We start from the raw sequence: 23,796 nt of genomic DNA on the forward strand, positions 1-23,796 counted from the left end.
CGCGGCGCTGGGCTGGCCGGCATGGCTCTACGCGCGCATGGGGCATCCGGTGGGCGCGATCGCGCGCGTGATCGCGGCGGGAGAGCGGCGTTGGAACGCGGTGGTGGATCCTCCTATCGTCGAGGAAAAGAGGGGGGCACAGCCATTGCCGCTCCCTCCTCCGTCATCCCGGACTTGGTCCGGGATCCACCCGTCCGCGAGTTTATCGCTCGACAAGGATGCGCGGAGCGCCGCCACTCCACCGGCTACGGCAGCAGGCAAGAGCATGTCGTATGCCACCTCGATCGAGGTAACTGCGATTCCGTATGAGCCGCGGACGTTCACCCAACTCGGCCCCGGCCTGCGCCGGTGCAACGCGGGGAGGGAGGGACGCGATCAAGTCACGCCAGTCGTCGACCGCCGAACCGAAACGAAGTCGTATTACCCCACCGAGGAGCCCGACCATCTCACCTCCGCGCAACGGCGACGGCGTCGCCTGCTCGGCGCGGTCACCCTTGTCGCCGGAGTTGCCCTCGCCGCCGGCACCGCCTGGCTGGCCGAGCGCGGCCTGCGCGCGACGTTCGGCGCGCCGGCATGGCTCGCCGTGGCGCTGCTCGCCTGGCCCGGGCTCGCGCAGCGCAGCCTCGACGATCACGTCCGCCCCGTCGCCGCCGCGCTCGAAAGAGGCGATCTCGCCGCCGCTCGCGCGGCGGTCGGTCGCATCGTCGGGCGCGACACCGCCGCGCTCGACCGCGCCGGCGTGGCGCGCGCCGCGGTGGAGAGCTTGGCCGAGAGCTTCTGCGACGCCGTCGCCGCGCCGCTGTTCTGGCTGCTGCTGCTCGGACCCGCCGGCCTATGGGGCTATAAGGCGATCAACACCGCGGACAGCCTGATCGGCCATCGCGAGCCGCGCTGGCGCGCCTTCGGCTGGGCGGCGGCGCGCACGGACGATCTCGCCAACTGGCTGCCCGCGCGGTGGGGCGGCGCGCTGCTGTGCGTCGCCGGCGCGGGAGGCTGGCGCGTGCTGTGGCGCGATTCGCGCCGCCACGCCTCGCCCAACGCCGGCTGGACCGAGGCGGCGATGGCGGGCGTGCTCGGCGTGCGGCTCGCTGGCCCGGTGGCGTACGACGGCGCCGTCGCGGACAAGCCGTGGATCGGAGACGGTCGTGCCGATCTCGATGCGCGCGACCTTCGGCGCGCGCTGGTCGTCTACCGCCGCGGCTGCCTGCTGCTGTGGTGCCTGGCGGGGGCCGTCGCATGGGCGCGCTGATGCTGCAGGGCACCGGGTCCGACGTCGGCAAGTCGGTGCTCGTCGCGGGACTGTGCCGCGCCTTCGCTAACCGCGGCCTGTCGGTACGTCCGTTCAAGCCGCAGAACATGTCGACCAACGCCGCGGTCACCGTCGACGGCGGCGAGATCGGGCGCGCGCAGGCGACGCAGGCGCTCGCCGCGCGCTTGGCGCCGCACAGCGACATGAACCCGGTGCTGCTCAAGCCGCAGGGCGACCGCACCTCGCAGCTGATCGTGGGCGGGCGCGTCCGCGGGGTGCTGCGCGCGAGCGAGTGGCGGCAGGGCCGCGAGGGACTGCTCGACGACGTGCTGGCGAGCTACCGCCGGCTCGCGCGTGGCGCCGACCTCGTGATGGTGGAGGGCGCCGGCTCGCCCGCGGAGATCAACCTGCGCGCGGGCGACATCGCCAACATGGGTTTCGCGCGCGCCGCCGACGTGCCCGTTGTGCTCGTCGGCGACATCGACCGCGGCGGCGTGATCGCCGCGCTGGTCGGTACCCGCGCGGTGATCGATCCCGCCGACGCCGCGATGGTGCGCGGTTTTCTCGTCAACAAGTTTCGCGGCGATCCCGCCCTGTTCGAGGACGGCTATCGCGCGATCGAGCAGCGCAGCGGCTGGCGCGGCTACGGCGTCGTGCCTTGGCTCGCGGAGGCGCGGCGGCTGCCGAGCGAGGACGCAGTGGTGCTTCAGCGTGCGCCTGCCGCGGCAGGCGGGCGGATCGTGGTGGCGTGCCCGATCACGCCCCACATCGCCAATTTCGACGATCTCGATCCGTTGCGGCTCGAGCCTGAAGTCGAGCTGGTGATGGTGCCGCCCGGTACGCCGATCCCCGCCGAGGCGGCGCTGATCGTGCTGGCCGGCTCGAAGGCGACGATCGCCGACCTGCGCGCGCTCCGGCGCGAGGGCTGGGACATCGACGTGCGCGCGCATGTCCGCCGTGGCCGACCGGTACTCGGGCTGTGCGGCGGCTATCAGATGCTCGGCCGCAGCGTGGCCGACCCCGGCGGCGTCGAGGGACCCGCGGAGACGGTCGAGGGGCTCGCTCTGCTCGACGTCACCACGGTGCTGAGTGGCGACAAGCGGCTGGTCGCGGTCGCGGGCGCGGCGCGCGGCGCTCGCTTCGAGGGCTATGAAATGCACCTTGGTCTCACCGCAGGCGCCGACACCGCGCGCGCGCCGGTGCGGTTCGACGACGGACGTGAGGATGGCGCCGCGTCCGCCAATGGGCTCGTGGCAGGCACCTATGTCCACGGGCTGTTCGCGCTCGCCGAGCAGCGCCGCGCCTGGCTCGCCCCGCTCGGCGTCGCGGGCGGCGGAGTCGACCATCGTGCCGACATCGACGCCGCACTCGACTCGATCGCGGCGACCCTGGAGCGACATATCGACCTGGACGCGCTGCTGGCGCTGGCGAGCGAGGCGGGGGCGGTGTGAGGGGCTCCTGCGCGAGCACCGGCGCTCAGCCCAGCGCGACGACCATCACGAGCAGCCCGGTCTCGATCAGTTCCACGCCTGCGCCGTGCGCGTCGCCGTTGATCCCGCCGAGCCGCCGCTTCAGCCACCAGCCGTAGAGCCCCATCAGCGGCAGAGCGGTGAGCAGCGCCGGCTGGAGCGCGCCCGCGGCGAACAGCAGCGCACCCCAGCCGGCGAGGTCACGGACGCGCACCGCGCCGGCCAGCGTCGCGCCGAGCCCGGGTTTGAGCGGCGGCAGCCAGCGCGCCCAGGCGAGCGGCCCCGCCCGCGCCGCCGCGGCGACCAGCGGCAGCGTCCACCAGCCGCCGGCCGGCAGCGCGTGGAGCAGCACCAATTTGGCGAGCAGCTGGAGCGTGATCGCGACCACGCCGAAGCTTCCCACCTGCGGCTCGGCGAGGACGCGCAGCAGCCGTCCGCGGTCGCCGTGCGCGGCCCCGAGCGCGTCGGCGAGGTCGCTCAGGCCGTCGAGGTGGAGCGCGCCCGTGAGCGCGACCCAGCTGACCAGCGCGGCCAGCGCGCCGAGCCATGGGTCGCGCGTGCCCGCGAGCGCGCCCGCGATCGCGACGATCGCCCCGACGATCAGGCCGGCGAGTGGGTAGCAGCGGATCGACGCGGTCCAGTCGCGCTCGGTCGCTGCCACTCGCGGCAGCGGCAAACGCGTGAGGAAGCCGAGCGCGACGACGAGCGCGCGGATCATCGCAGCGCGGTGATCTGGGTCACCGGCGTCGCGCCCGGCCAGCGTCGCAGCGTCACGGTCGCGGCATAAGGCAGGTCGAACATCCACACCTGGCGCGAGTCGAGCCCGCACGCGACCGCCAGCGCGGCGCGGATCGCGCCGGCATGCGTGAGGACCAGGGTGCCGGGGGGCAGCGAGTCCAGCGCCGCCGAGACGCGCGCGGTGAGCGTCGACCAGCGCTCGCCGCCGGGCGGGGCGGCACCTTCCGGGTCGGCCCAGAAAGCGGCGAGCTGTTCCGGGTCGAGCGCGTCCGGGTGGCAGGCGTCCCACTCGCCGAAGTCGAGTTCGCGCCAGCGTGCGTCCGTGCTGACCGGCACCTTGGCCGTGCGTGCGACCGCGACGGCGCAGTCGTGCGCGCGCGCCAGGTCCGAGCTCATCACGCGCTCGAAGCGGAGCGTGGTGGCCGCGGCGACGCAGCTCGCCAGCCCGGCAGGGGTAACGGGCACGTCGCTGCGACCGTTGAGATGCCCGGCGAAAGCTGTGGCGCCGTGGCGCATCAGGTGGACCGTGAACGGGGCGGTCACCCCGCGCTCACCCCCGCGTCGGCGAAGGTCGCCATGCGCTCGTGCGCGGCGAGCGCGGCACGGACCACCGCCGCCGCGACCGCGGCGCCGCTCGCCTCGCCCAGCCGCAGGTCGAGCGCGAGCAGCGGAGCCAGACCGAGACCGGCGAGCAGCCGCGCGTGCCCCGGCTCGGCCGAGCGATGGCCGGCGAGGCAATGGTCGATGATCGTCGGCGCCGCGACCGCGAGCGGGGCGAGCGGGGCGGTGGCGATGAAGCCGTCGAGCAGCACCGGCACGCGGGCGTGGCGGGCCGCGATCACCGCGCCGGCCATGGCGGCGATCTCGCGCCCGCCGAGCCGGCGCAGCGCCTCGAACGGCGTGTTGGCGCGGGCGCGGTGACGCGTCAGCGCGCGCGCGACTGCGTCGCGCTTGGCCGTCGCCGCCGCGCCGCTCACCCCGCTGCCGGGGCCGACCCAGTCGGCAGCATCGCCGCCCAGCGCGGCGGCGCAGAGCGCGGCGGCGACGGTGGAGTTGGCGATGCCCATCTCGCCGGGGACGAGCAGGTCGAGCCCGGGCTCGACCGTGGCGGCGCCCGCCATCAGCGCTTCGCCGCACTCGGCCTCGCTCATCGCGTCGGTCTCGGCGATGTCGCCGGTCGGGCGGTCGAGCTCGAGCGCGGTGACGGTCAGCTCCAGCCCGGCGGACCCGGCGAGCGCGTTGATCGCGGCACCTCCTGCGGCGAAGTTCGCCACCATCTGCGCGGTGACCTCGGGTGGGAAAGCGCTCACACCGCGCGCCGCGACGCCGTGGTTGCCCGCGAAGAGCGCGACCCGTCCGCGCTCCAGCTTCGGGATCGCGCGCCCCTGCCAGGCTGCCATGAATAGCGCGATCTCCTCGAGCCGGCCGAGCGAGCCGCGCGGCTTGGTCAGCTCCGCCTGCCGCGCCGCCGCGGCGGCGCGCGCGCTCGCGTCGGGGGCGGGAAGGGTGCGCAGCGCGAGATCGAGCGCGGCGGGCGTGTCGAGCCGGATCATGCGACGACAAATCCCTCTGGCGGGGTGCGAGTGAGAAAATGCCCCTTCACGCCGGCCGGCCACTCCTTGAACGGCACCTGGCCGGTCTCGGTGGCGGCGTAGCGCGCGGCATAGTCGAGGATGGCGCGCGCGGCGTCGTCCCCGGGGGCGAAGCGGCCGAGTACATAGCCCACCTTGCCCGGCGCGCGCAGGTGGACGGTGCAGAAGTCGGCGCACGCGAACAGGCACGGCATTTCCTCGACTGACACCGCGGCATAGGCCGGGTCGCTCGCCTGCAGTGCGTGCAGCGCGGCTGCAAGCCGCGCACCGCCGCGCGCGCCGTCGCCGTCCTCGCGCGCCTCGGCGCTGTGGCGACAGGTGTTGCACGCGACGACCGACGTGCCGGGCGCGGCGGCGCGAAGCGTGACCATCAGAACTCCACTCCCGGTTGCGCCTTCACCCCGCCGCGGAACGGGTGTTTGACCTGGGTCATCTCGGTGACGAGGTCCGCGGCCTCGATCAGCGCGGCGGGCGCGTTGCGCCCGGTGACGACGAGATGCGTCATCGCCGGTCGGGCTGCGGCGACTGCGAGCACGTCGGCGACCGGCAGATAATCGTAGCGCAGGACGATGTTGAGCTCGTCCGCGATCACCATCGCGTACGACGGGTCGGCGACCATCCGCGCCACCTCGTCCCACGCGGCGCGCGCCACCGCCATGTCGCGGGCGCGGTCCTGCGTGTCCCAGGTGAAGCCCTCGCCCATCACACGGAAGGTGACGAGATCGGGGAAGGCGTCGAACACCGCGCGCTCGCCGGTGGTCATCGCGCCCTTGACGAACTGGACGATGCCGACGCGCATGCCGTGGCCGATCGTGCGCACCGCCATGCCGAAGGCGGCGGTGGTCTTGCCCTTGCCCGCGCCGGTGTGGACGATCAGCAGGCCCTTCTCCTGCGTCTTGGTCGCCATCATCGCGCGCCGGCTCGCCTGCACCCGGCGCATCTTCTCGGTGTGGCGCTGCTCGGTGGCGGTCATCGCGCCACCCGCGGCGCGAGCAGCGGCTGCGCGAGCCGGCCGAACAGCTCGGCGGTGATGAGCCAGAAGATCATCTGCCCGGCGATCGCGGCGACGCGATACTGCCACAGCAGCGAGGCGGGAAAGTCCGCGGGCACCTCGTCGACGTGTGGCAGCAGCGCGGCAAGCAGCGCGACGGCGGCGAGATAGACCAGCCCGCCCGCGAGCCAGCGGTCGAGCCGCGTCAGCACCGCGCCGAGCCGCTGCGCCGTCCACGCGCCGGCGAGAGCGGCGAGCAGCGATCCCGCCAGCATCGCGAGGAAGGCACCGGTGCGCAGCCGCACCGTCTCGTGCAGCCCCACCGCGGGCGGTGTCGGCGGGTATTTCAGCGCGGGCGCGAGCACCAGCACGACGCAGGCGAGCGCGGCGAGCAGCAGCGCGAGCGCGCGCGGCGGGATCGCGCCGACGCGGCCGTGGCACGCCGCCACCACGATGGCGAGCAGCCCGCCCAGCGCGGTGCCGTAGAGCATCATCGCGGTGTACAGCCCGAGCGTCTTCTGCGTCGCACGCGACACCAGCTCGACTCCGCCCCCGTGCGCGGCGTGACGTGCCTCGAAGGCGATCGCGGCGTCGACGTGCGGCTCGGCGACGATCAGCGCGAAGGTGGCGGCGACGAACGCGCCGGCGAGCCCCGCAAGCATCCCCCGCCAGAGCAGCAGCCCTGTCATGATGTGACCTTGCGCTTAGTGGCAGGGGAAGCCGAGCAGGTGCCGCCCGTCATGGACGAACTCGTGGACGTACATGCCCTTGAACAGCGCGAAGGCGCCCTGCTCGGTGCTGACGAAGTAGAGCAGGATCAGCGCGACGATCGCGGCGAAGACAGCCCAGGGCGCGATCTCGGCGAGCGGGATCGCGCCAGCGGAAGCAGGTGCGGGGGCGGCGAGCGGGCGCGCGGCGACGCGGCTGGTCATCGGTTCGGCTCCAGTCCGGGGAGGCGCGCCCGGAATAGCGGGTTGATGCGCCGGGCGGGGTCTGACTCTCGACAGCGCAATGGCCATCGATCACAGTGGCGCGACCGCGCCGGAGTCTCACCGGCTTCCCGCCCGGTGCTGAGGCACGCAGCTGTGGCGGCTGCGCGGCACCGCGTCAACCGAGCAGGAGCCCCATCGTGACCGTTCGCCTGCTGCTGCTCTGCGCCGGCGCCACCGAGGCGACGCGCGCCGCACGCTTCGCGGCGCCCGACGACGCGCTCGATGCCGCTGGTCTAGCCAAGGTACAGGCGCTGCGGCTCGGCGCGGCGGCGTCGTGGCGTTGCGTCGTCGCGCCGGAGCGCTCCGCGCGCGAGACGGCCGCGGCACTTGCCCTCTCCGCGGCGGACGAGCCGGCGCTGGCCGACCAGGACGCCGGCACGTGGCGTGGCCGCGCGTTGATGACGCTGCCGGAGGCAGCGCTCGCGGCGTGGATCGCGGCCCCGGAGCGCGGCGCACCCGGCGGTGAGTCGCTCGACGCAGTGCGCGAGCGGGTGGGCGCGTGGCTCGACACGCTCGCCGCGACCGGCGAGGGACGGTGGCTTGCGGTGAGCCATGCCGCGGTGATCCGCGCCGCGCTGGCGCACGCGCTGGCGCTGCCGGTCGCGGCGACGCTGGCGATCGACGTCGCGCCGCTCGCCACCGTGGCGCTGTCGTTCACCGATCGCTGGCGACTGCGCGAGCTGCGTCGCGGCGGAGCAGATAGCAGTCCATGATCCAGCCGTGCCGCGCGCGCAGCAATGTGCGCTCGTCGCGGATCGCTGGCGCCGTCGCGGCGAGCGGACCCGCGAGCAAGGACTGCTGCGGCATGCCCAGATAGGCGCCCCACCAGATCGTCGTGCCCGCCGGATCCAGCCGCTCGAACGCGCAGCCCGAGTCGAGCATCACCGCCACCATCTCGATCCCTACGGGCCATCCCTCCGTGGTAAGCCGGCGTCCGGTGGTGACGAGCAGGGGCGCTCCGAGCCCGGTGAGCGGGACGGCGTGCGCCGCGGCGAGCGCCTGCAGGCTGGTGATGCCGGGCACGACCTCAACGGCCACTGGCATGGCGCCGGCAGCGAGCCGCGCGGCGATTCGCAGGCTGCTGTCGTAGAGCGAGGGGTCCCCCCAGACGAGCAGCGCCACGCGACCGCCGTCGGGCAGGTGGCGCGTGATCGCCGCGCACCACGCCGCCGCGATCGCATCGTGCCAGGCCGCGACGCTGTCGAGATAGGGCAGCGCCGGGTCGCGCCCGGGTACGTCGAAGGTCGCGGTCTGCGCCGTCTCGCCGACCACCGCGGCGCAGATCGTCGCGCGCAGGTCGAGCAGCTCGGCGGTCTCGGCGCGCTTGCGTGGCAGCAGGATCAGGTCGGCCGCGCGCATCGCCGCCTCGGCCGCGCGGGTGAGATGGTCGGGGTTGCCGGTGCCGATCCCGATGAGGCTCAGCGCGATCATCCCGCCGCCGCGATCAGGTGGAAGAAGCTGCCGCTGACGTGCCCGCGCGCCGAGCCGGTTTCCGCCACCGCGACTCCGTCGGCGTCGGTGACCGCCGCGAGCGCCGGGTCGGGCTGGGCGACGATCGAAGAATAGTGGAACTCGTGCCCGAACAGCGTCGTGTCGGGCGCGAGGGCGCCGAGCCGCCGCGCCAGCGTCGCGCGACGATAGCCGAGGTGCAGCCGCCGCGTCGCATAGCTCGTCACCAGTCCAAGCAGCCCGGCCATGCGGTGGGGCGTGCCGTCCGCGTCGACCAGCGCCTCGCCGAGCACCATATAGCCGCCGCACTCGCCGTGGACGGGGCGCGTCTCGGCATGCGCGCGCAGCCCCGCGAGGAAACGCTCGTTGGCGGCGATGCGGCCGGCGTGGAGCTCGGGATAGCCGCCGGGCAGCCAGACGAGGTCGGCGTCCGAGTCGGGTGGCTCGTCGGCGAGCGGTGAGAAGGGCAGCAGCGTCGCTCCCGCCGCGCGCCAGCCGCCCAGCAGGTGTGGGTAGGTGAAGGAGAAGGCGGCATCCTGCGCGAGCGCGATCCGCTGCGCCGGCGGGTCGATCCGAGGCGACGCTGCATTGGCGTGCCCACCCGCGGCGAGGACACGCAGAGCTGTCAGGTCAAGATGAGCGCGGACGAAGGCGGAATGTGCGGCGATCCGCTCCTCCAAATCGGCGTGCTCGTCTGCCTGGACGAGGCCGAGGTGGCGCTCGGGAAGGCGCAACGCCGGTGCGCGGGGCAGCGCGCCGAGCACCGTGATCCCCGCGGCCGCCATGCCCGCGCGCGCGAGCCGCTCGTGCCGTGCGCTCGCCACGCGGTTGAGGATCACGCCGGCGATACGTACCTCGGGGTCGAGCGTCGCGAAGCCGAGCGCGGTCGCGGCGGCGGACTGCGCCTGGCCGCTGACGTCGAGCACCAGCACGACGGGCCAGCCGAACCGCCGGGCGATCTCCGCCCCCGCGCCGGTACCGCTCTGCCCCGGTGACGCCACGCCGTCGAACAACCCCATGGAGGCCTCGGCCAGCGCCAGCTCGGCGTCGGCCGCGCGCGCGGCGAGCGAGTCGAGCAGCGCGCCCGGCATCGCCCAGCCGTCGAGATTGTACGAGTCGCGTCCGCACGCGGCGCGGTGGAAGGCGGGATCGATATAGTCGGGACCGCTTTTGAAAGGCTGAACGGTCACGCCCTCCTCGGCGAGCGCGCGGAGCAGACCGAGCATCACCGTGGTCTTGCCGCTGCCGGAGGCGGGGGCGGCGATCATCAGACCCGGCGTCACGCCGCCGGCCCCGCGGCGGGGCGGAAGCGTCGGTCATAGTCGGGCGCATAGAGCCGGCTCTCGTCGAAGCACTCGGCGCCGAGCGCGCGACCGACGAGGATCAGCGCGGTGCGCTCGGGTCCGCCCGCCGCGGCGTCGGCGAGCGTCGCCAGCGTCGCGCGCACCACGCGCTCGTCGGGCCAGCTCGCGCGCCACACCACCGCGGCGGGGCAGTCGCCACCGTGGGTCGGCAGCAGCGTCTCCACCACCTCGGCGAGCCGATGAATCGAGAGGTGGATCGCCAGCGTCGCGCCGGTCGCGGCGAAGGCGGCGAGCGTCTCCGTCGGTGGCATCGCGCTGGCGCGGCCGGGCGTGCGCGTGAGTACCACCGACTGCGCGATGCCAGGCAGCGTCAGCTCGCTCTCCAGCGCGGCCGCCGCGGCCGCGAAGGCGGGGACGCCCGGCGTCACGGTGACCGGTATCCCGAGCGCGCGCAGCCGACGCAGCTGCTCGCCCATCGCCGACCAGACCGACAGGTCGCCCGAGTGAAGTCGCGCCACGTCCTGCCCCGCGGCGTGCGCGGCAACGATCTCGGCGACGATCGCGTCGAGCGACAGCGGAGCGGTGTCGACGATCCGAGCGCCGGGCGGACAGTGGCGCAGCACTGCGGCCGGAACGAGCGAGCCGGCGTAGAGGCAAACCGGCGCGGCGGCGATAAGGTCGCGGCCGCGCAGCGTCAGCAGGTCGGGCGCGCCGGGGCCGGCACCGATGAAATGAACGGTCATGAAGTTCCTATGGCGAGCGCGCAGGTGGCGCGTCGATCGGGGGAGACGAGTCGCGTCGTGAGCAGGCGGGCACCCGGACCGGCGGCGTGGAGCGCGGTCGCTTCGGCGACGCTGCCGGTACCGCGGGCGGTGACGCTAGCAGGCGAGCGGGTCGGCGTGACAGTCGCTGCGAGCGCCGCATCAGTGATCGGAACGACGGGTACGCCGAGCGCGCGCGCGAGCGGCGCCAGCAGTGCGACGCGGTCGGCCGGGGCGGCGAGGCGGTCGACCGATCGCCCCTGCGCCGCGGCGGCGAAAGCGGCGGCGAGCGACTCGGCGGTGGCGCTGGCACGGCAGCCGAAGCCGGCGACGATCACAGCGTCACGCTCCACTGCACGATCGGGAAGCTGGCGCGCCAGCCCCGCCGCGTGCCAAGCGCGGCCGCCTCGGCCAGCTCCACCCGCAGCAGCGCGCCGCCCTGCTGCACGTGCCGGGCGGCGAGTAGCGCCTCCGACTCGAGCGTCACCGCGTGCGCCACCAGGCGGGTGCCACCAGGCAGCGAGTGGAACAGATAGTCGAGCAGCGCATCGCAGAGTCCCCCGCCGACGAACACCGCGTCGGGCGGCGGCAGCCCGGCCAGCGCGTCGGGTGCTGCTCCCACGACCAGCCGCAGTCGATCGACCCCGAGCGAGTCGGCGTTGGCGCGGGCGCGGGCGGCGCGGACCGGGTCGCGCTCGATCGCCACCGCCGCGGTGCGTGGGTGGGCGAGCAGCCATTCGATCGCGATCGAGCCCGAGCCCGCGCCGATGTCCCACAGCAGCTCGCCCGCGCGCGGCGCGAGTGCGGAGAGCGCCAGCGCCCGCTGCGGGCGCTTGGTGAGTTGGCCGTCGTGCGCGAACCAGTCGTCGGCGAGCCCGCTCGCGCGCGGCATCACGCGGCCCTCGCCCGCCACCGCGATGGCGAGTGCGACCGGGTGCGCGACGTCGTCGAGGCCCCATGCCGCGGCGGCGGTCGTGCGCACCCGCTCGCGCGCGCCGCCGAGCGCTTCCAGCACCGTCACCGCGCTCGCGCCGAAGCCCTGCGCGGCGAGATAGCGTGCCATCTCCGCCGCGGCATCACCGTCGCGCACCAGCACGATCGCGCGCTCGCCCGGCGCGAGCAGCGGGCGCATCCGACCGGGCCGCGCGGCGTGCAGCCCGAGGCAGGCGGTCTCCTCCAGCCGCCAGCCGAGCCGTGCCGCCGCCAGCGCGAAGGTCGAGCGCGCGGGATGAGCGACCCACTCGTCGCGCGCGAGCAGCGCGGTGACCGTGCCGCCGGCGCCGAACCAGAACGGGTCGCCCGAGGCGAGCATCACCGTCGGTCGGCCGCGCCGCGCCAGCAGCCGCTCGACTCCGTGAGCGAAAGGAACGGGCCATGGCTCCCTCGTCGCCGTCAGCTCGGGCAGCAACGCGAGCTGGCGCGGCGCGCCGATCACATGCGCGGCGGCTTCCAGCGCGGCGCGGCTTGCGGCGCACAGCCCGCCCGGTCCATCCTCGCCGATCCCGACGATCGTCAGCCACGGATCCCGCTCAGCCATGCCGCACCTTCTCATCCTCGGCGGCACCACCGAGGCGAGCGCGCTCGCCGCCGCGGTCGCCGCGCGAGGGGTTCGCGCGACGCTGAGCTACGCCGGCCGCACCGCCCACCCGCGCGCGCAGCCGGTGCCGGTACGCGTCGGCGGATTCGGTGGCGTCGCAGGACTCGCCGCCTGGTTGCGCGCCGAGCAGGTCACTCATGTCGTCGACGCGACCCACCCCTTCGCCGCGCAGATCAGCGCCAACGCGGTCGCCGCCGCGGCGCAGGCGAGCGTGCCAATCATCGCACTGACCCGGCCGCCGTGGCACGCCGGCGCGGGCGATCGCTGGACGCACGTCGCCGACCTCGACGCCGCGGTCGCCGCGCTGGACGGACCGCCGCGCCGGGTGATGCTGGCGCTCGGGCGAATGCACGTCGAACGCTTCACCGCGCGGCCGCAGCACCATTATCTGCTCCGCTTCGTCGACGCGCCGGAGCGCGCGCCCGCGCTGCCGCACCACCGGCTGGTGATCGACCGCGGTCCGTTCACCGCGGCGGCCGACCAACGGCTGCTGCAAGCGCATGGCACCGAGCTGATCGTGTGCAAGAACGCGGGCGGCGACGGCGCCGCGGCCAAGCTCGTCGCGGCCCGCGCGCTCGGCCTGGCGGTGCTGATGATCGACCGCCCCGCGCTGCCGCCGCGGCGGACGTGCGAGAGCGTCCCCGCGGTGCTCGACTGGCTCGATCACGCCACCGACCGCGGCGTGTAGAGCCAGGGCGCGCCGGCGCGTTCGATCAGCCGCGTCCGGCTCGAGCCGACGATCACCAGCGTCCGCATGTCCGCCATGTCGCCGCGCGCCTCCGGCAGCGGCACGACCCACAGCGATTCCGCGGGCGTGGTCACCGCGCGCGCGAACAGCACCGGACGTGAGTCAGCACAGGCCGCGCGCAGTACCGCGAGCGCGCGATCGAGCCCATCCGGACGCGCGGCGGAGCGCGGGTTGTAGAGCGCGATCGCGAAGTCGGCCTCCGCCGCCAGTCGGAGGCGCTGCTCAATCAACGCGGCGGGCTTGAGATTGTCCGACAGGTTGATCGCGCAGAAGTCATGGCCGAGCGGTGCACCGGCGCGCGCGCTGGCGGCGAGCATCGCGGTGATCCCGGGCAGCACGCGCACGTCGAGCGCGCGCCAGCTCGGCTCGCCCGCCTCGATTGCCTCGAACACTGCCGCCGCCATCGCGAACACACCGGGATCGCCCGACGACACCACCACGACCCGCGCGCCGCCCGCGGCGAGCGACAAAGCGTGGTGCGCGCGATCCAGCTCGACACGGTTGTCCGTCTCGTGGCGGGTCAGCCCGGGTCGCGGTGTGACGCGACGGACATAGGGAATGTAGCCGATCACGTCGGTCGCCGCGGCGAGCGCAGTGCTCACCTCGGGCGTGACGAGCGCCTCGTCGCCCGGGCCCAGCCCCGCGATGGCGAGCCAGCCCGCGCTCACGGGCGCCGTCCCTGACCATGGACGAGCACGATCGCGAAATAAGGCGCGGTCTCGCCCGCCTCGGCGAGCGGCACGACGCGCTGCTCGGGCATGGCGGCGTGCTCGACCAGCCAAGCCGCATCCTCGCGCCCGGCGGCGGCGAGCGCGCGGCGTAGCTTCGGCAGGTGGCGGCCGACCTTCATCACCACCAGCGCGTCGGTGTCGCGCACGCGGCGGGTCAGCTCGGCCTCGGGCAGGGTCGCGGTGGCGACGGTGAGCACGTCATCGCCCCAGGTGATCGGCGCGCCGCTGGCGGTCCAGGCACCCGACATGCCAGTGACGCCCGGCACCACCGCCACCGGCACCGCGCCGGCGAGGCGCGCGTGGAGGTGCATGAACGAGCCGTAGAAGAACGGGTCACCCTCGCACAACACCACCACCTCCTCGCCGGCGCGGGCGAGCGCGGCGAGATGGGCGGCGCTCTCGGCGTAGAAGGCGGCGAGCTGCGCGTTATAGGCCGGATCGCTCACCGACAGCTCGGTCGTGACCGGATATTCCATCGCATATTCGACGACATCGGCGCGCAGCATGCCCTCCACCAACCGGCGCGCATGGCCGGGCCGCCCCCGCTTGCGGAAGAAGGCGAGGTGGCGCGCGCCGCGCACCAGCCGGTCGGCGCGGACGCTCATCAGGTCCGCCGCGCCCGGTCCGAGCCCGACGCCGTGGATCGTGCCCGCGCTCATTCGGCCGCGCTCGCCAGCGCGTTGACCGCCGCGACCGTGATCGCGCTGCCGCCGAGCCGGCCCGTCACGGTCGCGCAGGGCACGGGCGCCTCGCACCACAGCGCCTCCTTCGACTCGGCAGCGCCGACGAAGCCGACCGGGCAGCCGATGATCGCGGCGGGGCGCGGGCAGGCGGGGTGGTCGAGCATCGCGAGCAGGTGGAACAGCGCGGTCGGTGCGTTGCCGATCGCGACCAGTGCACCGGCGAGGTGCGGGCGCCACAGTTCCAGCGCCGCGGCGGAGCGCGTGGTGTTCAGCGCCGCGGCGAGCGGCGGCACCGCGGGATCGTGCAGCGTGCAGATCACCGCATTGTCGGCGGGCAGCCGCGCGCTCGTGACCCCCTCGCTGACCATGCGCGCGTCGCACAAGATCGGTGCGCCCGCCGCCAGCGCCGTCCGGGCGGCGGTGGCGAAGCCGGGCGAGAAGCGGATGTCGCCGGCGAGGGCAACGAGACCCGCGGCGTGGATCATCCGCACGGCCACGGGCTCCTCCTCGGCGGAGAAGCGTGCGAGCTCGGCCTCGGCGCGGATGATCGCGAACGACTGGCGGTAGATCGTCGCGCCGTCGGTCTCATAGGCGGGTCGCATTCAATCGGCTCCGAGATGGGTGAGCAGCGCCGCGGGGGTCAGGCCGCGAAGGAGGGGAAGCGAGTCAGCACGCCCGTCGCGAACGAGGTCGTAGCGACCGCCGCGCCCCACGATCGTGAGCGCCGCGGGTGCGCTCCGGGCGCAGCCCTTGGGGCAGCCGGAGACGTGGATCGGTCCGGCCACCGATGCCGCGGCGAGCCGGTCCGCGAGCGCGCGGGTGACGACGCTCGCCTGCGGGCACGCGGGTGCACCGACGCAGGCGAAGACGGTGGAAGGGGCAGGCGCTGAAGCTTGCAGCCATCGCGCGTCTACTGGTGCCGGGCCGCTGACGCGAACCTCATCCTCGCCTGCAAGGGGAGGGGGACCAGCCGAAGGCTGGTGGAGGGGTGTCGCCTCTGGTGAGCCGAGCGACATACCCACGCCGCGACACCCCTCAGTCACGCCTTCGCCCTGCCACCTCCGCTTGCCGGGGAAGATGTCAGAAGAGCTTGGCGGCGCCGTCGGCCGCGCCGCTTCACACTCCAGCAGCAGCGAGCGCCACGGCGTGATCCGTAGCGCCTCGACTCCGACGGCGAGCGATGCCAACTCAGCGCCCGTGAGGCGACCGTAGCGCGGCGTCACCTGCTCGCTCTCCACCTCGCCCGCGAGCGGTTCCACGCCCCCAGCAGCCCAGTTCGGCAGCACCGCCGCATGCCGCGCCATTCGCCCCGCTGCCGCGCCTCCGCTCGCGACGAACCAGTCCGCCAGTGTTGCGATCGCCTCGACCTCCTGCCCATGCTTCAGGCGCACGCCGGTCGCTCGCCCGTCAGGGCGCAGGATCAGCCCGCCGCCGTCGCCGCGTTCCAACCGCAGGTCCGCTGGCGTGCCGCCCAGCACCGCGCGTTGACCCGCGTCAACCGCGATCCCGAACTTGGCCGGAAGCGATGGCAGCTCAGCCCGCCGCGCCATCAGCGCGCGCGCTACCCGATGCGTGTCGTCGCCCTCCCGCCAGTCCGGCGCCACCGTGAGCGCGACCGCCTCGATCGCGGGGTCGGGGTCGACCAGCCCGGCCGACACCAGGCGATCCACCGCCGCGCGCCAGCCGGCCTCGTCGAAGCCGCGCAGCTGAAGCGCCGCGCGACGCGTGAGGTCGATCGCGCCGTTGCCGTAGCCCGTCGCCAGTTCGGCGACGAGCAGCGCCTGCGCGCGTGTCAGCCGCGCCAGCGGTGGCCGGAAGCGGAGCAGCAACCCGTCGCCCGCGAGCATCGGCCGCCACGCGCTCGGGCACCAGCCGCGCACCTTGCTCATGCCCTATCCCCGAGCGCGGCCACGATCGCGTTGCGTCGGGTCGGCCATAGCCCCGAGCGGTGCAGCGCCAGGAAACGGGCTTCCATCGCGGCCAGCGCCGCCGGATTGGCAGCGGCGAGGAAGCCACGAACCGCCGCGTCGCCGAGCGTGGCATCGTGGTAGAGGTCGAGCAGCGCGGGCGGGACGATGCGCGCGAGATGCGCGAAGGCGGCGAGATGGTCGAGCGTCGCCGCGATCTCGGCCGCGCCGCGATAGCCGTGGCGCCTCATACCGGCGAGCCAGCGCGGGTTGCCGGCGCGCGCGCGCATCACTCGCGCGATCTCCTCGCCGATCGGCCGCGCGCGCGGGCGCGTCGGGTCGCGGCTGTCGAGGTGGAGCAACCGCGCCTCACCGCCCAGACTGGCCTTGGCCGCGGCGAAGCCGCCGACATGCGCGGCGACCTCCGCTGCGGTGAGCAGGTCGCTCTCGGGCAGATCGTGCGGGTGGATCAGCGCCGTCGCGGCGACCACGCGGCGGCGCAGGCCGGGGGCGTCGTCGAGACCCGCCGGCGTCGCGACGGCGTCGTCATAGGCGTGCGACGAGGCGGCAAGCCACCGCTCGCCAGCGGCGGCGCGCCCCGGTTCTCCGTAGCGCTCGACGCTGTCGCCGAGCGCGACGCCATAGTCACCGGGCGCCGGGCCGTAGACCCGCGGCTCGGCCGCCGCGCCGACGAAGGGGTTGCGGTCGCGCGGCTCGTCGCGGGCGTGGAGCGCGCGCACGGCCTGGCCGAACAAGGCGCAGAGCGGCGCGAACGTGTCGCGGAACAGGCCCGATATCCTCAGCGTCACGTCGATCCGCGGCCGGTCGAGCAGCGCCAGCGGCAGGATCTCGATCCCGGTCACGCGATCCGAGCCATGATCCCATAGCGGCGCGGCGCCGAGGAGGTGAAGCGCCATCGCGAACTCCTCGCCGGCGGTGCGCATCGTGGCCGAGCCCCACAGGTCGACCACCAGCGCCCGCGGGTAATCGCCTTCGTCCTGCAAGTGGCGGCGCAGCAGCTCCTCGGCGAGAGCGACGCCCTGACGGTGCGCCGCGCGCGATGGGGTGGCACGCGGGTCGACGCCATAGAGGTTGCGCCCGGTCGGCAGCACCGCGGCGCCCCGCGCGGGCGAGCCCGCCGGCCCCGGGGCAACGCGCCGGCCGTCCAGTGCCGCGAGCAGTCCGTCGCGCTCGTTGGCGCCGCTCTCGCCACGGCCGTAGACGTGGAGCCCGTCGCCGAAGCGCGCGTCCTTCACGTCGCAGACGAAGGCGTCGATGCGGGTGACCCGCTCGGCGTCGCCGGCGCAGGCGGTGAGATCGAGCTCGGCGGCGAGCCCGGTCGCCGCTGCCTCGTCGGCGATGTCGCCGATCAGCCGCGCGCGTCGCGCCGGATCGAGCCCGTCGGCGGCGGAGAATTCGTCGAGCAGCAGCTCCAGGCGCCCGAGCCCCCCGCCCGTCTCGGCGCGTACCAGCGGCGGGGGCAGGTGCCCGAGCGTCACCGCGGCGGCGCGGCGCTTGGCCTGTGCGGCCTCGCCGGGATCGTTGACGATGAAGGGATAGATCAGGGGGGTCGGGCCGATCAGCGCCTCCGGCCAGCATTCGTCCGAGAGTGCCACCGCCTTGCCCGGCAGCCACTCGAGCGTGCCATGCGCGCCGACATGGACGATCGCGTCGCTGCCGCGCGCGCGCAGCCAGAGATAGAAGGCGACGTAGGCATGGCGCGGGACGCGGGTGACGTCGTGATAGTCGCCGCCGCGCGCGCGCGGGTCGCCGCGCTCCGGCTGCAGCGCGACGAGCGCGTTGCCGCGCTGAAGGGCGGCGAAGTGGAAGTGGCCATCCGCGACGGCGGAATCGTCGTCGGGCGCACCCCAGGTGGCGGTCAGTGAGTCCTGGAGAGCGCGGGGGTGGGTAGCGAGGGCGCGCTCATAGTCGGCGAGCGGCCAGGCGAGGGAAGCTTCCTTGCCCACGAAGTGGAGAGGGCGATCGTCACCACCTGCCGAAACCACCCCGGCAGACGCCGGAGTCCAGGTGGGGAACGTCGCGGTGCTATCACGGGAGCCTCCCCGCCTGTACCCCGGCGTTCGCCGGGATGGCCTAGCGATGAGCCCGCCCGGGTGCACCCCATATAGCGGCTCGATCCCGCCAATCTCAACATCATAGCCCGCCTCGGCCAAGTCGCGCAGCAGCGCCTCGGCGGAGGCGAGCGGGTCGAGCCCGACCGCGTGCGCCAGCTGGTAGCCCTTGCCTGGGTAGGTGGAGAGCACCAGCGCGATCCGCCGCTCGCCGCGCGGCCTGCGCCCGAGCGCGACCCAGCCCGCGACGCGGTCCGCGATCGCGGCGATCCGTGCGGGCTCGGCTCGATGGACGCGCCGCGCGAACTCCAGCGCCGGATCGCGCGCGCTCGCATCCTTGAAGCTCGCCACCCCGGCGAAGACCCGTCCATCCACCTCGGGCAGCACCACGTGCATCGCGAGGTCAGCCGGCGAGAGCCCCCGCACCGCCGCGGCCCAGTCGGACCGATCGGACGTCGCCAGCGCCACCTGGAAGACCGGCGCACCCGCGGCGTCGAGCGGGGACGCATCCTCGGCGTCACCCGCGGCGAAGGCGGTGGCGCTGACGATCGCCTCGGGCGCGAGCGCGGCGACCCAGCGCCGCAGCCAGCCGCGTGCCTCTGGCGCCTTGAGCGAGAGGACGAAGAGAGCCGCCGCAGGCAGCTCGCGCGCGGCGAGCGCCTGGCTCAGCGCCGCGATGGGCGCGACATCACCGGCGAGCAGATACGAACGGTAGAAGACGATCAGCGCACGCGGCCGCTCCACTGCGAAAGCGAGCGCGGCGGGGCAGGTGGGCGCGGCACCCTCTGCCCAGGCACCCACCGCGGCGAGCGGCGATGTCTCCGCCGGCAGCGCGGCGTCGAGCCCGGCGGCACGCGCGAGCAGCCCCAGCGCGGCGCGCGCCGCCTCGGCGCCGCCCGCGTCGCAGTGCCGCGCCAGCGCGCGCAGCTCGGCGGGCGGCAACGTCGAGGCGGCGTCGAGCGCGGCGTCCTCGCGCCCGTCCGCGGCGAGCACCGCCAGCGCCATGCCGCGCTCCTGCGCCAAGCGCGTGAGCTGCTGCAGGCCGTAGCTCCAGTAGGAGCGTCCACCGATCAGCCGAACCAGGATCGCGCGCGCGTGGGCCAGGGTCGTCTCGACATAGGTGTCGACCGAGAGCGGGTGCGTCAGCTCGGCGAGGTTGGCGAGCCGCAGCGAAGGCAGCGCCGCCCCGCTCGCCGAGGCGGCGTGCCAGCCGACGGCAAACGCCTGCAGGTCGCTGTCCGAGAAGGACAGGACGACGAGATCGGCGGGCGACTGCGCGAGGTCGCGCGGCGCGGCCGCCGCGTCGAGCCCGTGCGTCTCGCGGAAGAGGACGTGCATGGCTGGCTCAGCCGGCGAGCGCCGCCCCGACGATCGCGGCGTCGACCCGCCCGCGCTCGGCGATCACCACCAGCCGTGTGCGGCGCGGCTCGTCGGCGCGCCACGGCCGGTCGTAGCTGGTGCGCACGCGCGCGCCGACCGCCTGCACCAGCAGCCGCATCGGCTTGCCGCGCACCGCCGCATAGCCTTTCACGCGCAACACGTCGTGGTCGCGCGCGAACGTCGCCATCCTCGCGGACAGGGCGGCCGGGTCGTCGATCTCGCCCAGCTCGTGGACGAGGCTGTCGAAATCGTCGTGCTCATGGTCGTCGAAGCCGTCGTGGTGCGACGGGCGCGCGGCGAGGTCGTCCTCCGCCGCCGCGCCGAGCCCGAGGATCACACCGGGATCGATCGCGCCGTCGACCAGTGCGACGACAGGCACCGGTCGCGGCGCCTCGGCCACCACGACCGCGCGCGCCGTCGCCACCGCGTCCGGGCCGGCGAGATCGGCCTTGGTGAGCAGTACCACGTCGGCGCAGGCGAGCTGATCCTCGAACACCTCGGCCAGCGGCGTGTCATGCTCGACCTCGACGTCCGCGGCGCGCTGTGCGGCGACCGCGGCGGGATCGGGCGCGAAGCGGCCGGCGGCGACCGCCTCGGCGTCGGCCAGCGCGATCACGCCGTCCACCGTCACGCGCGAGCGGATCGCGGGCCAGTCGAATGCCTTGAGCAGCGGTTTGGGCAGCGCCAGCCCCGAGGTCTCGATCAGAATATGGTCCGGGCGAGGCTCGAGCGCGAGTAGCCGCTCGATCGTCGGGATGAAATCATCCGCTACGGTGCAGCAGATGCATCCGTTGGCAAGCTCGACGATGTTCTCCGCCGGACAGTCGGGAATGGCGCATTGCTCGAGGATGGCGCCGTCGACCCCGAGCGTGCCGAACTCGTTGACGACGACGGCGAGCCGCCGCCCGCCGGCGTGGCGGATGAGATGGCTGATCAGCGTGGTCTTGCCCGCGCCGAGGAAGCCGGTGACGACGGTGACGGGAACCTTGGACAGGTCGCGCAATGATGTTCCTTCGGGGCGCCGCGACGAGTGCGTGGACCGGGGCCGAAGGTCGGCCGGCGCGCACCACGGACGGGCGCCCGCCGTCGCCCGTGCCACGCGCCGCTGCGGCCCCGGCCGCATGGCTTCGTCGCTCAGACGGAACACCGTGCCCGGCCATCCCCTGGACCAAAGGCAAGAGCGACCCTGCGCCGGCAGGTATCCTGGCTCGCGGGTCGTCGCTCCCGGCACGGCCTTCCCGGGGCGGGGCGAACCCCGCACTCCAGTGACCGCCTCCCGCCTTCGCAGGAGGCATGTGCCGCTCGCTCGCCGCTCACAGTTGCAGGGACAGCCGCGGATTTGGGGAGTGATCCCCTCACCGCATTCCCATTTGAGCCCCTCGTCGGGGCACCGGCGCGATCGTGGGACCGGATACCGGCCCCGCCGCGCGGCGTAGCCGATCGCCGCGCCGCTGCCAATATGTCGCTGCGTCAGCGCGCGACGCGTACCGCCACTGCGGCGGTGCCGAGTGTGATCGCGTCTTCCACGACGCCTGTGGCGGTCTGGCCGTAACGGCGCATCGCCGCTGCCCGCGCGCGGAAGGTGAGGTAGGAGGCTCCGGCCGCGACCCCGGCGCCGAGCACGGCCGCGAGCGTGCGCTGCCTTCTTGGCGCGAGGCTCGCCGCCGCGAAGGCCCCGGTCGCGACGCGCGCGACCATGCCGGGCAGGATGATCCGGTCGGGCGCGGTCTTCATCTTGTCGCCGGCGAGCTCACCCGCGGCGAGCGCCAGCGTGCCCGCGGAAACGAGCGGGTGCGCGAGCAACGCGGGCGCGCCACCGCCGCGCGGCAGTTCACCGCGACGCGCGGCGTTGGCGACGGTGGCGAGCGGAGTCATCGCGCGCATGCCCGAGACGGCGGCGATCAACAGCGAGGCGAGCATGGCGGGTAGTCTCCGTGGCAATGCGGCGACAACCGGCAAGGCGGGGGAGAGTTCAACGCGGTCTGGGCTCCTCCGTGCGTACAATGGTCCGGGAGCTGTTCGGAGCGGGACAGTGTAGAACGGGGACGGTGTGGCTGCGCGGCTGTGGCTGCCCGCGATCAACGACCGGCGGTAGATGTCTATCCCTACCGGTGCGTCAGACGAGCCGGGGTGTTACGCGAACTCGGCGACGGCGACGCAGAGATGGCGTGCGCGCGGGACGCTACACCTTCCTCCGCCACACCAGCGACTGGCGGTTCAACGCCGCAAGATCCGCGTCGCCCGCCACGACCGCCTCACCCAGTGCGACGGCCGCGTCGAGCTGGGCGTCGGTCGCGTGGCGATAGGCCGGGCGTGCCGCTATCGCGTCATACCAGCGTTCCCCGCAGGCGTGGTCGAGCAGGATGCGCTGGAAGCAATGATCCGCGTGAACGGGCCAGCCGCGCGCGCGCGCCAGCCCCGGCATCACCTCGCGGGTGAGCGCGAGCCAGCGGCGCTCGCGCTCCTCGCGCGTCACGCCGGCCGGCTCACTTGCCGATCAGGACGTCGCTGGCCTTCACCACGACGGTAACGGCATCGCCCACCGCGAGCGCGAGCTCGGCGATCGCCTCCTCGGTGATCGCGGCGGTGACGGTGTTGCCCCCGCCGATGTCGACCTTGACCGTGCCGTTGACCGCACCCGGCGTGATCGCGGTGATCGTGCCGCTGATCTGGTTGCGCGCGCTGAGCTTCATGCTGCCCGACCTCAGATATGGATCGGCTTGCCGGTGACCGCCATCGCGGCTTCCTTGATCGCCTCAGAATGCGTCGGGTGCGCGTGGCAGGTGTAGGCGATGTCCTCGCTGGTGGCGCCGAACTCCATCGCCTGCGCCGCCTGCGCGATCATCGTGCCGCCGACGGTGGCGATGCACCACACGCCGAGCACGCGATCGGTCTTGGCGTCGGCGATCACCTTCACGAAGCCGTCGGGCTCGTGGTTGGTCTTGGCGCGGCTGTTGGCCATCATCGGGAACTTGCCGACCTTCACCTCGCCGCGCTCGCGCGCGACCTCCTCGGTGAGGCCGACGCCCGCGATCTCGGGCCAGGTATAGACCACCGAGGGGATCACGTCGTGGTTCACGATGCCATGCTGCCCGGCGATGTTCTCGGCCACCGCGATGCCCTCGTCTTCGGCCTTGTGCGCGAGCATCGGGCCGGGGACGACGTCGCCGATCGCCCAGATGCCGTCGACCTTGGTGCGGAAGTCGTGGTCGATCTCGACCTGGCCGCGCTGGTTGGTGGCGAGCCCGGCGGCCTCGAGGTTGAGCCCGTCGGTGTTGGGGCGGCGCCCGATCGACACCAGCACGCAATCGGCCTCGAGCGTGGTCGCCTCGCCGCCCTTCGCGGGCTCGAGCGTCAGCACCGCCTTGCCGCCCTCGACCGCGACGTTGGTCACCTTGGTCGAGAGCTTGAACTCGATCCCCTGCTTCTTGAAGATCTTGTTCGACTCCTTGCGGATGTCGCCGTCGAAGCCGGGCAGGATCTGGTCGAGGAACTCGACGCAGGTCACCTTGGCGCCGAGCCGGCGCCACACCGAGCCGAGCTCGAGCCCGATCACGCCGCCGCCGATCACCACCATATGGTCGGGGACGCGCGGCAGCTCGAGCGCGCCGGTCGAGTCGACCACCACCTGCTGGTCGATCGTCACGCCCGGCAGCGCGGTGACCGACGAGCCCGTCGCGATCACGATGTTCTTGGCGGTGACGCGCTGGTCGCCGACGGTGACGCTGTGCGCGTCCTCGAAGGCGGCGCGGCCCTTGAGCCAGGCCACCTTGTTCTTCTTGAAGAGATATTCGATGCCGCCGGTGAGCTGCTTCACCGCGTCGCGGCGCTGGCCGTGCATCGTCTCGAGGTCGAGCTCGACCTGGGTCTTGATGCCCAGCTTGGCCATGGCGCCGTTGGCGGCATGGTCGTACAGCTCCGAGGCGTGGAGCATCGCCTTGGAGGGAATGCAGCCGACGTTGAGGCAGGTGCCGCCCAGCGTCTCGCGGCTCTCGGCGCAGGCGGTGCGAAGCCCGAGCTGCGCGGCACGGATCGCGGCGACATAGCCGCCCGGCCCGGCGCCGATCACGAGGACGTCATAGTCGTACTGCTGTTCGTCAGCCATCACTCTGCTCCATCGTGCTCCTGCGTAC

At 73.9% G+C, this 23,796-nt stretch carries 26 protein-coding genes and 2 riboswitches; of the genes, 4 read left to right on the plus strand and 22 right to left on the minus strand.

The annotated features are described in order from the left end of the window. Window positions 1-265: 265 nt before the first annotated feature. Both FHY03_RS06770 and FHY03_RS06775 read left to right on the plus strand, forming a co-directional pair. Window positions 266-1,249, plus strand: coding sequence for a CobD/CbiB family cobalamin biosynthesis protein (locus tag FHY03_RS06770; RefSeq protein ID WP_183929664.1), 984 nt, complete (start codon window positions 266-268; stop codon window positions 1,247-1,249). After that, the gene (locus FHY03_RS06775) at window positions 1,237-2,700 is read left to right on the plus strand and encodes a cobyric acid synthase (RefSeq protein ID WP_183929667.1); all 1,464 of its coding nucleotides are present in this window, start codon (window positions 1,237-1,239) and stop codon (window positions 2,698-2,700) included. Before FHY03_RS06770 ends, FHY03_RS06775 begins: the two co-directional genes overlap by 13 nt. Before the next feature lie 25 nt (window positions 2,701-2,725). Here the strand turns inward: FHY03_RS06775 and FHY03_RS06780 are convergent, their stop codons facing one another. From FHY03_RS06780 to FHY03_RS06810, 7 genes are read right to left on the minus strand one after another with little or no spacing between them, the layout of a single operon-like run. Beyond that, complete coding sequence (locus tag FHY03_RS06780; protein ID WP_183930353.1) at window positions 2,726-3,433, minus strand: adenosylcobinamide-GDP ribazoletransferase; 708 nt, start codon at window positions 3,431-3,433, stop codon at window positions 2,726-2,728. Next, complete coding sequence (locus tag FHY03_RS06785) at window positions 3,433-3,999, minus strand: histidine phosphatase family protein (protein ID WP_311721329.1); 567 nt, start codon at window positions 3,997-3,999, stop codon at window positions 3,433-3,435. The genes FHY03_RS06780 and FHY03_RS06785 overlap by 1 nt, the downstream gene beginning before the upstream one ends. Next, window positions 3,996-5,009, minus strand: coding sequence for a nicotinate-nucleotide--dimethylbenzimidazole phosphoribosyltransferase (gene cobT / locus FHY03_RS06790; RefSeq protein WP_183929669.1), 1,014 nt, complete (start codon window positions 5,007-5,009; stop codon window positions 3,996-3,998). The genes FHY03_RS06785 and cobT overlap by 4 nt, the downstream gene beginning before the upstream one ends. Then, window positions 5,006-5,419: a DUF1636 domain-containing protein gene (locus tag FHY03_RS06795; RefSeq protein ID WP_183920772.1), complete on the minus strand. Its 414-nt coding sequence runs from the start codon at window positions 5,417-5,419 to the stop codon at window positions 5,006-5,008. The genes cobT and FHY03_RS06795 overlap by 4 nt, the downstream gene beginning before the upstream one ends. Continuing rightward, window positions 5,419-6,021: a cob(I)yrinic acid a,c-diamide adenosyltransferase gene (cobO, locus tag FHY03_RS06800; protein WP_183920771.1), complete on the minus strand. Its 603-nt coding sequence runs from the start codon at window positions 6,019-6,021 to the stop codon at window positions 5,419-5,421. Before cobO ends, FHY03_RS06795 begins: the two co-directional genes overlap by 1 nt. Further along, on the minus strand, window positions 6,018-6,728 hold the full coding sequence (locus FHY03_RS06805; RefSeq protein WP_260158753.1) for a CbtA family protein: 711 nt from the start codon (window positions 6,726-6,728) through the stop codon (window positions 6,018-6,020). The genes cobO and FHY03_RS06805 overlap by 4 nt, the downstream gene beginning before the upstream one ends. A gap of 15 nt (window positions 6,729-6,743) precedes the next feature. After that, entirely contained in the window at window positions 6,744-6,971 is a 228-nt protein-coding gene (locus FHY03_RS06810) for a CbtB-domain containing protein (protein WP_183920770.1), read from the minus strand. 58 nt (window positions 6,972-7,029) lie between these two features. Further along, window positions 7,030-7,101, minus strand: a riboswitch (cobalamin riboswitch). Window positions 7,102-7,168: 67 nt separating this feature from the next. On the opposite strand from FHY03_RS06810, the gene FHY03_RS06815 reads away from it, so the two are divergent. Next, window positions 7,169-7,744 (plus strand): histidine phosphatase family protein, encoded by a 576-nt coding sequence (locus tag FHY03_RS06815; RefSeq protein ID WP_183920769.1) that lies wholly within the window; start codon window positions 7,169-7,171, stop codon window positions 7,742-7,744. On the opposite strand, the gene cobF is transcribed toward FHY03_RS06815, so the two are convergent. From cobF to cbiE, 5 genes are read right to left on the minus strand one after another with little or no spacing between them, the layout of a single operon-like run. Further along, entirely contained in the window at window positions 7,686-8,462 is a 777-nt protein-coding gene (gene cobF / locus FHY03_RS06820) for a precorrin-6A synthase (deacetylating) (protein ID WP_183929671.1), read from the minus strand. The genes FHY03_RS06815 and cobF overlap by 59 nt on opposite strands. Continuing rightward, the gene (locus FHY03_RS06825) at window positions 8,459-9,748 is read right to left on the minus strand and encodes a cobyrinate a,c-diamide synthase (protein ID WP_183929673.1); all 1,290 of its coding nucleotides are present in this window, start codon (window positions 9,746-9,748) and stop codon (window positions 8,459-8,461) included. Before FHY03_RS06825 ends, cobF begins: the two co-directional genes overlap by 4 nt. An 11-nt stretch (window positions 9,749-9,759) precedes the next feature. Continuing rightward, a complete protein-coding gene (cobM, locus tag FHY03_RS06830; protein ID WP_183920766.1) occupies window positions 9,760-10,527 on the minus strand; it encodes a precorrin-4 C(11)-methyltransferase in 768 nt (255 codons plus the stop codon). Further along, a complete protein-coding gene (locus FHY03_RS06835) occupies window positions 10,524-10,898 on the minus strand; it encodes a cobalamin biosynthesis protein (protein ID WP_311721330.1) in 375 nt (124 codons plus the stop codon). The genes cobM and FHY03_RS06835 overlap by 4 nt, the downstream gene beginning before the upstream one ends. Further along, window positions 10,880-12,082, minus strand: a complete 1,203-nt coding sequence (gene cbiE / locus FHY03_RS06840; RefSeq protein ID WP_183920765.1) for a precorrin-6y C5,15-methyltransferase (decarboxylating) subunit CbiE — start codon at window positions 12,080-12,082, stop codon at window positions 10,880-10,882. The genes FHY03_RS06835 and cbiE overlap by 19 nt, the downstream gene beginning before the upstream one ends. Here cbiE and FHY03_RS06845 point away from each other — a divergent pair. Then, complete coding sequence (locus FHY03_RS06845) at window positions 12,081-12,830, plus strand: cobalt-precorrin-6A reductase (RefSeq protein ID WP_183929675.1); 750 nt, start codon at window positions 12,081-12,083, stop codon at window positions 12,828-12,830. The two genes, cbiE and FHY03_RS06845, sit on opposite strands and share 2 nt — an antisense overlap. Here the strand turns inward: FHY03_RS06845 and cobJ are convergent. The 10 genes from cobJ to lpdA all read right to left on the minus strand — a co-directional run bounded on the left by cobJ (window position 12,806) and on the right by lpdA (window position 23,768). Further along, on the minus strand, window positions 12,806-13,558 hold the full coding sequence (gene cobJ / locus FHY03_RS06850) for a precorrin-3B C(17)-methyltransferase (RefSeq protein WP_183929677.1): 753 nt from the start codon (window positions 13,556-13,558) through the stop codon (window positions 12,806-12,808). The genes FHY03_RS06845 and cobJ overlap by 25 nt on opposite strands. After that, window positions 13,555-14,280, minus strand: a complete 726-nt coding sequence (gene cobI / locus FHY03_RS06855; RefSeq protein ID WP_183929679.1) for a precorrin-2 C(20)-methyltransferase — start codon at window positions 14,278-14,280, stop codon at window positions 13,555-13,557. Before cobI ends, cobJ begins: the two co-directional genes overlap by 4 nt. After that, complete coding sequence (locus FHY03_RS06860; RefSeq protein ID WP_183929681.1) at window positions 14,277-14,906, minus strand: precorrin-8X methylmutase; 630 nt, start codon at window positions 14,904-14,906, stop codon at window positions 14,277-14,279. Before FHY03_RS06860 ends, cobI begins: the two co-directional genes overlap by 4 nt. Further along, window positions 14,907-16,193 (minus strand): cobalamin biosynthesis protein CobG, encoded by a 1,287-nt coding sequence (locus FHY03_RS20990; RefSeq protein ID WP_260158754.1) that lies wholly within the window; start codon window positions 16,191-16,193, stop codon window positions 14,907-14,909. Next, on the minus strand, window positions 16,190-19,621 hold the full coding sequence (gene cobN / locus FHY03_RS06870; protein ID WP_183929682.1) for a cobaltochelatase subunit CobN: 3,432 nt from the start codon (window positions 19,619-19,621) through the stop codon (window positions 16,190-16,192). Before cobN ends, FHY03_RS20990 begins: the two co-directional genes overlap by 4 nt. A 7-nt stretch (window positions 19,622-19,628) precedes the next feature. Then, a complete protein-coding gene (gene cobW, locus FHY03_RS06875; protein ID WP_183920759.1) occupies window positions 19,629-20,666 on the minus strand; it encodes a cobalamin biosynthesis protein CobW in 1,038 nt (345 codons plus the stop codon). A 172-nt stretch (window positions 20,667-20,838) separates the two neighbouring features. Continuing rightward, a riboswitch (cobalamin riboswitch) is annotated at window positions 20,839-21,073 on the minus strand. A gap of 60 nt (window positions 21,074-21,133) precedes the next feature. Next, entirely contained in the window at window positions 21,134-21,583 is a 450-nt protein-coding gene (locus tag FHY03_RS06880; protein WP_183929684.1) for a DUF4126 family protein, read from the minus strand. A gap of 262 nt (window positions 21,584-21,845) precedes the next feature. Further along, complete coding sequence (locus tag FHY03_RS06885) at window positions 21,846-22,139, minus strand: GCN5-related N-acetyltransferase (RefSeq protein WP_183920757.1); 294 nt, start codon at window positions 22,137-22,139, stop codon at window positions 21,846-21,848. Window positions 22,140-22,149: 10 nt separating this feature from the next. Further along, entirely contained in the window at window positions 22,150-22,356 is a 207-nt protein-coding gene (locus tag FHY03_RS06890; protein ID WP_183920756.1) for a molybdopterin-binding protein, read from the minus strand. A gap of 11 nt (window positions 22,357-22,367) precedes the next feature. Further along, on the minus strand, window positions 22,368-23,768 hold the full coding sequence (lpdA, locus tag FHY03_RS06895; RefSeq protein WP_183929686.1) for a dihydrolipoyl dehydrogenase: 1,401 nt from the start codon (window positions 23,766-23,768) through the stop codon (window positions 22,368-22,370). Between the last annotated feature and the right edge of the window lie 28 nt (window positions 23,769-23,796).

Source organism: Sphingomonas sp. BK345 (assembly GCF_014193845.1).
Taxonomy (GTDB): domain Bacteria; phylum Pseudomonadota; class Alphaproteobacteria; order Sphingomonadales; family Sphingomonadaceae; genus Sphingomonas.

Excerpts from the sequence above, each read along its gene's own strand:
- FHY03_RS06770 (WP_183929664.1), top strand. The coding sequence starts at position 266 with ATGTCGTATGCCACCTCGATCGAGGTAACTGCGATTCCGTATGAGCCG.
- FHY03_RS06775 (WP_183929667.1), top strand. The coding sequence starts at position 1,237 with ATGGGCGCGCTGATGCTGCAGGGCACCGGGTCCGACGTCGGCAAGTCG.
- cobT (WP_183929669.1), bottom strand. The coding sequence starts at position 5,009 with ATGATCCGGCTCGACACGCCCGCCGCGCTCGATCTCGCGCTGCGCACC.
- FHY03_RS06795 (WP_183920772.1), bottom strand. The coding sequence starts at position 5,419 with ATGGTCACGCTTCGCGCCGCCGCGCCCGGCACGTCGGTCGTCGCGTGC.
- cobO (WP_183920771.1), bottom strand. The coding sequence starts at position 6,021 with ATGACCGCCACCGAGCAGCGCCACACCGAGAAGATGCGCCGGGTGCAG.
- FHY03_RS06805 (WP_260158753.1), bottom strand. The coding sequence starts at position 6,728 with ATGACAGGGCTGCTGCTCTGGCGGGGGATGCTTGCGGGGCTCGCCGGC.
- FHY03_RS06810 (WP_183920770.1), bottom strand. The coding sequence starts at position 6,971 with ATGACCAGCCGCGTCGCCGCGCGCCCGCTCGCCGCCCCCGCACCTGCT.
- cobF (WP_183929671.1), bottom strand. The coding sequence starts at position 8,462 with ATGATCGCGCTGAGCCTCATCGGGATCGGCACCGGCAACCCCGACCAT.
- FHY03_RS06825 (WP_183929673.1), bottom strand. The coding sequence starts at position 9,748 with ATGATCGCCGCCCCCGCCTCCGGCAGCGGCAAGACCACGGTGATGCTC.
- cobM (WP_183920766.1), bottom strand. The coding sequence starts at position 10,527 with ATGACCGTTCATTTCATCGGTGCCGGCCCCGGCGCGCCCGACCTGCTG.
- FHY03_RS06845 (WP_183929675.1), top strand. The coding sequence starts at position 12,081 with ATGCCGCACCTTCTCATCCTCGGCGGCACCACCGAGGCGAGCGCGCTC.
- cbiE (WP_183920765.1), bottom strand. The coding sequence starts at position 12,082 with ATGGCTGAGCGGGATCCGTGGCTGACGATCGTCGGGATCGGCGAGGAT.
- cobI (WP_183929679.1), bottom strand. The coding sequence starts at position 14,280 with ATGAGCGCGGGCACGATCCACGGCGTCGGGCTCGGACCGGGCGCGGCG.
- FHY03_RS06860 (WP_183929681.1), bottom strand. The coding sequence starts at position 14,906 with ATGCGACCCGCCTATGAGACCGACGGCGCGACGATCTACCGCCAGTCG.
- FHY03_RS20990 (WP_260158754.1), bottom strand. The coding sequence starts at position 16,193 with ATGAGCAAGGTGCGCGGCTGGTGCCCGAGCGCGTGGCGGCCGATGCTC.
- cobN (WP_183929682.1), bottom strand. The coding sequence starts at position 19,621 with ATGCACGTCCTCTTCCGCGAGACGCACGGGCTCGACGCGGCGGCCGCG.
- FHY03_RS06880 (WP_183929684.1), bottom strand. The coding sequence starts at position 21,583 with ATGCTCGCCTCGCTGTTGATCGCCGCCGTCTCGGGCATGCGCGCGATG.
- FHY03_RS06890 (WP_183920756.1), bottom strand. The coding sequence starts at position 22,356 with ATGAAGCTCAGCGCGCGCAACCAGATCAGCGGCACGATCACCGCGATC.
- lpdA (WP_183929686.1), bottom strand. The coding sequence starts at position 23,768 with ATGGCTGACGAACAGCAGTACGACTATGACGTCCTCGTGATCGGCGCC.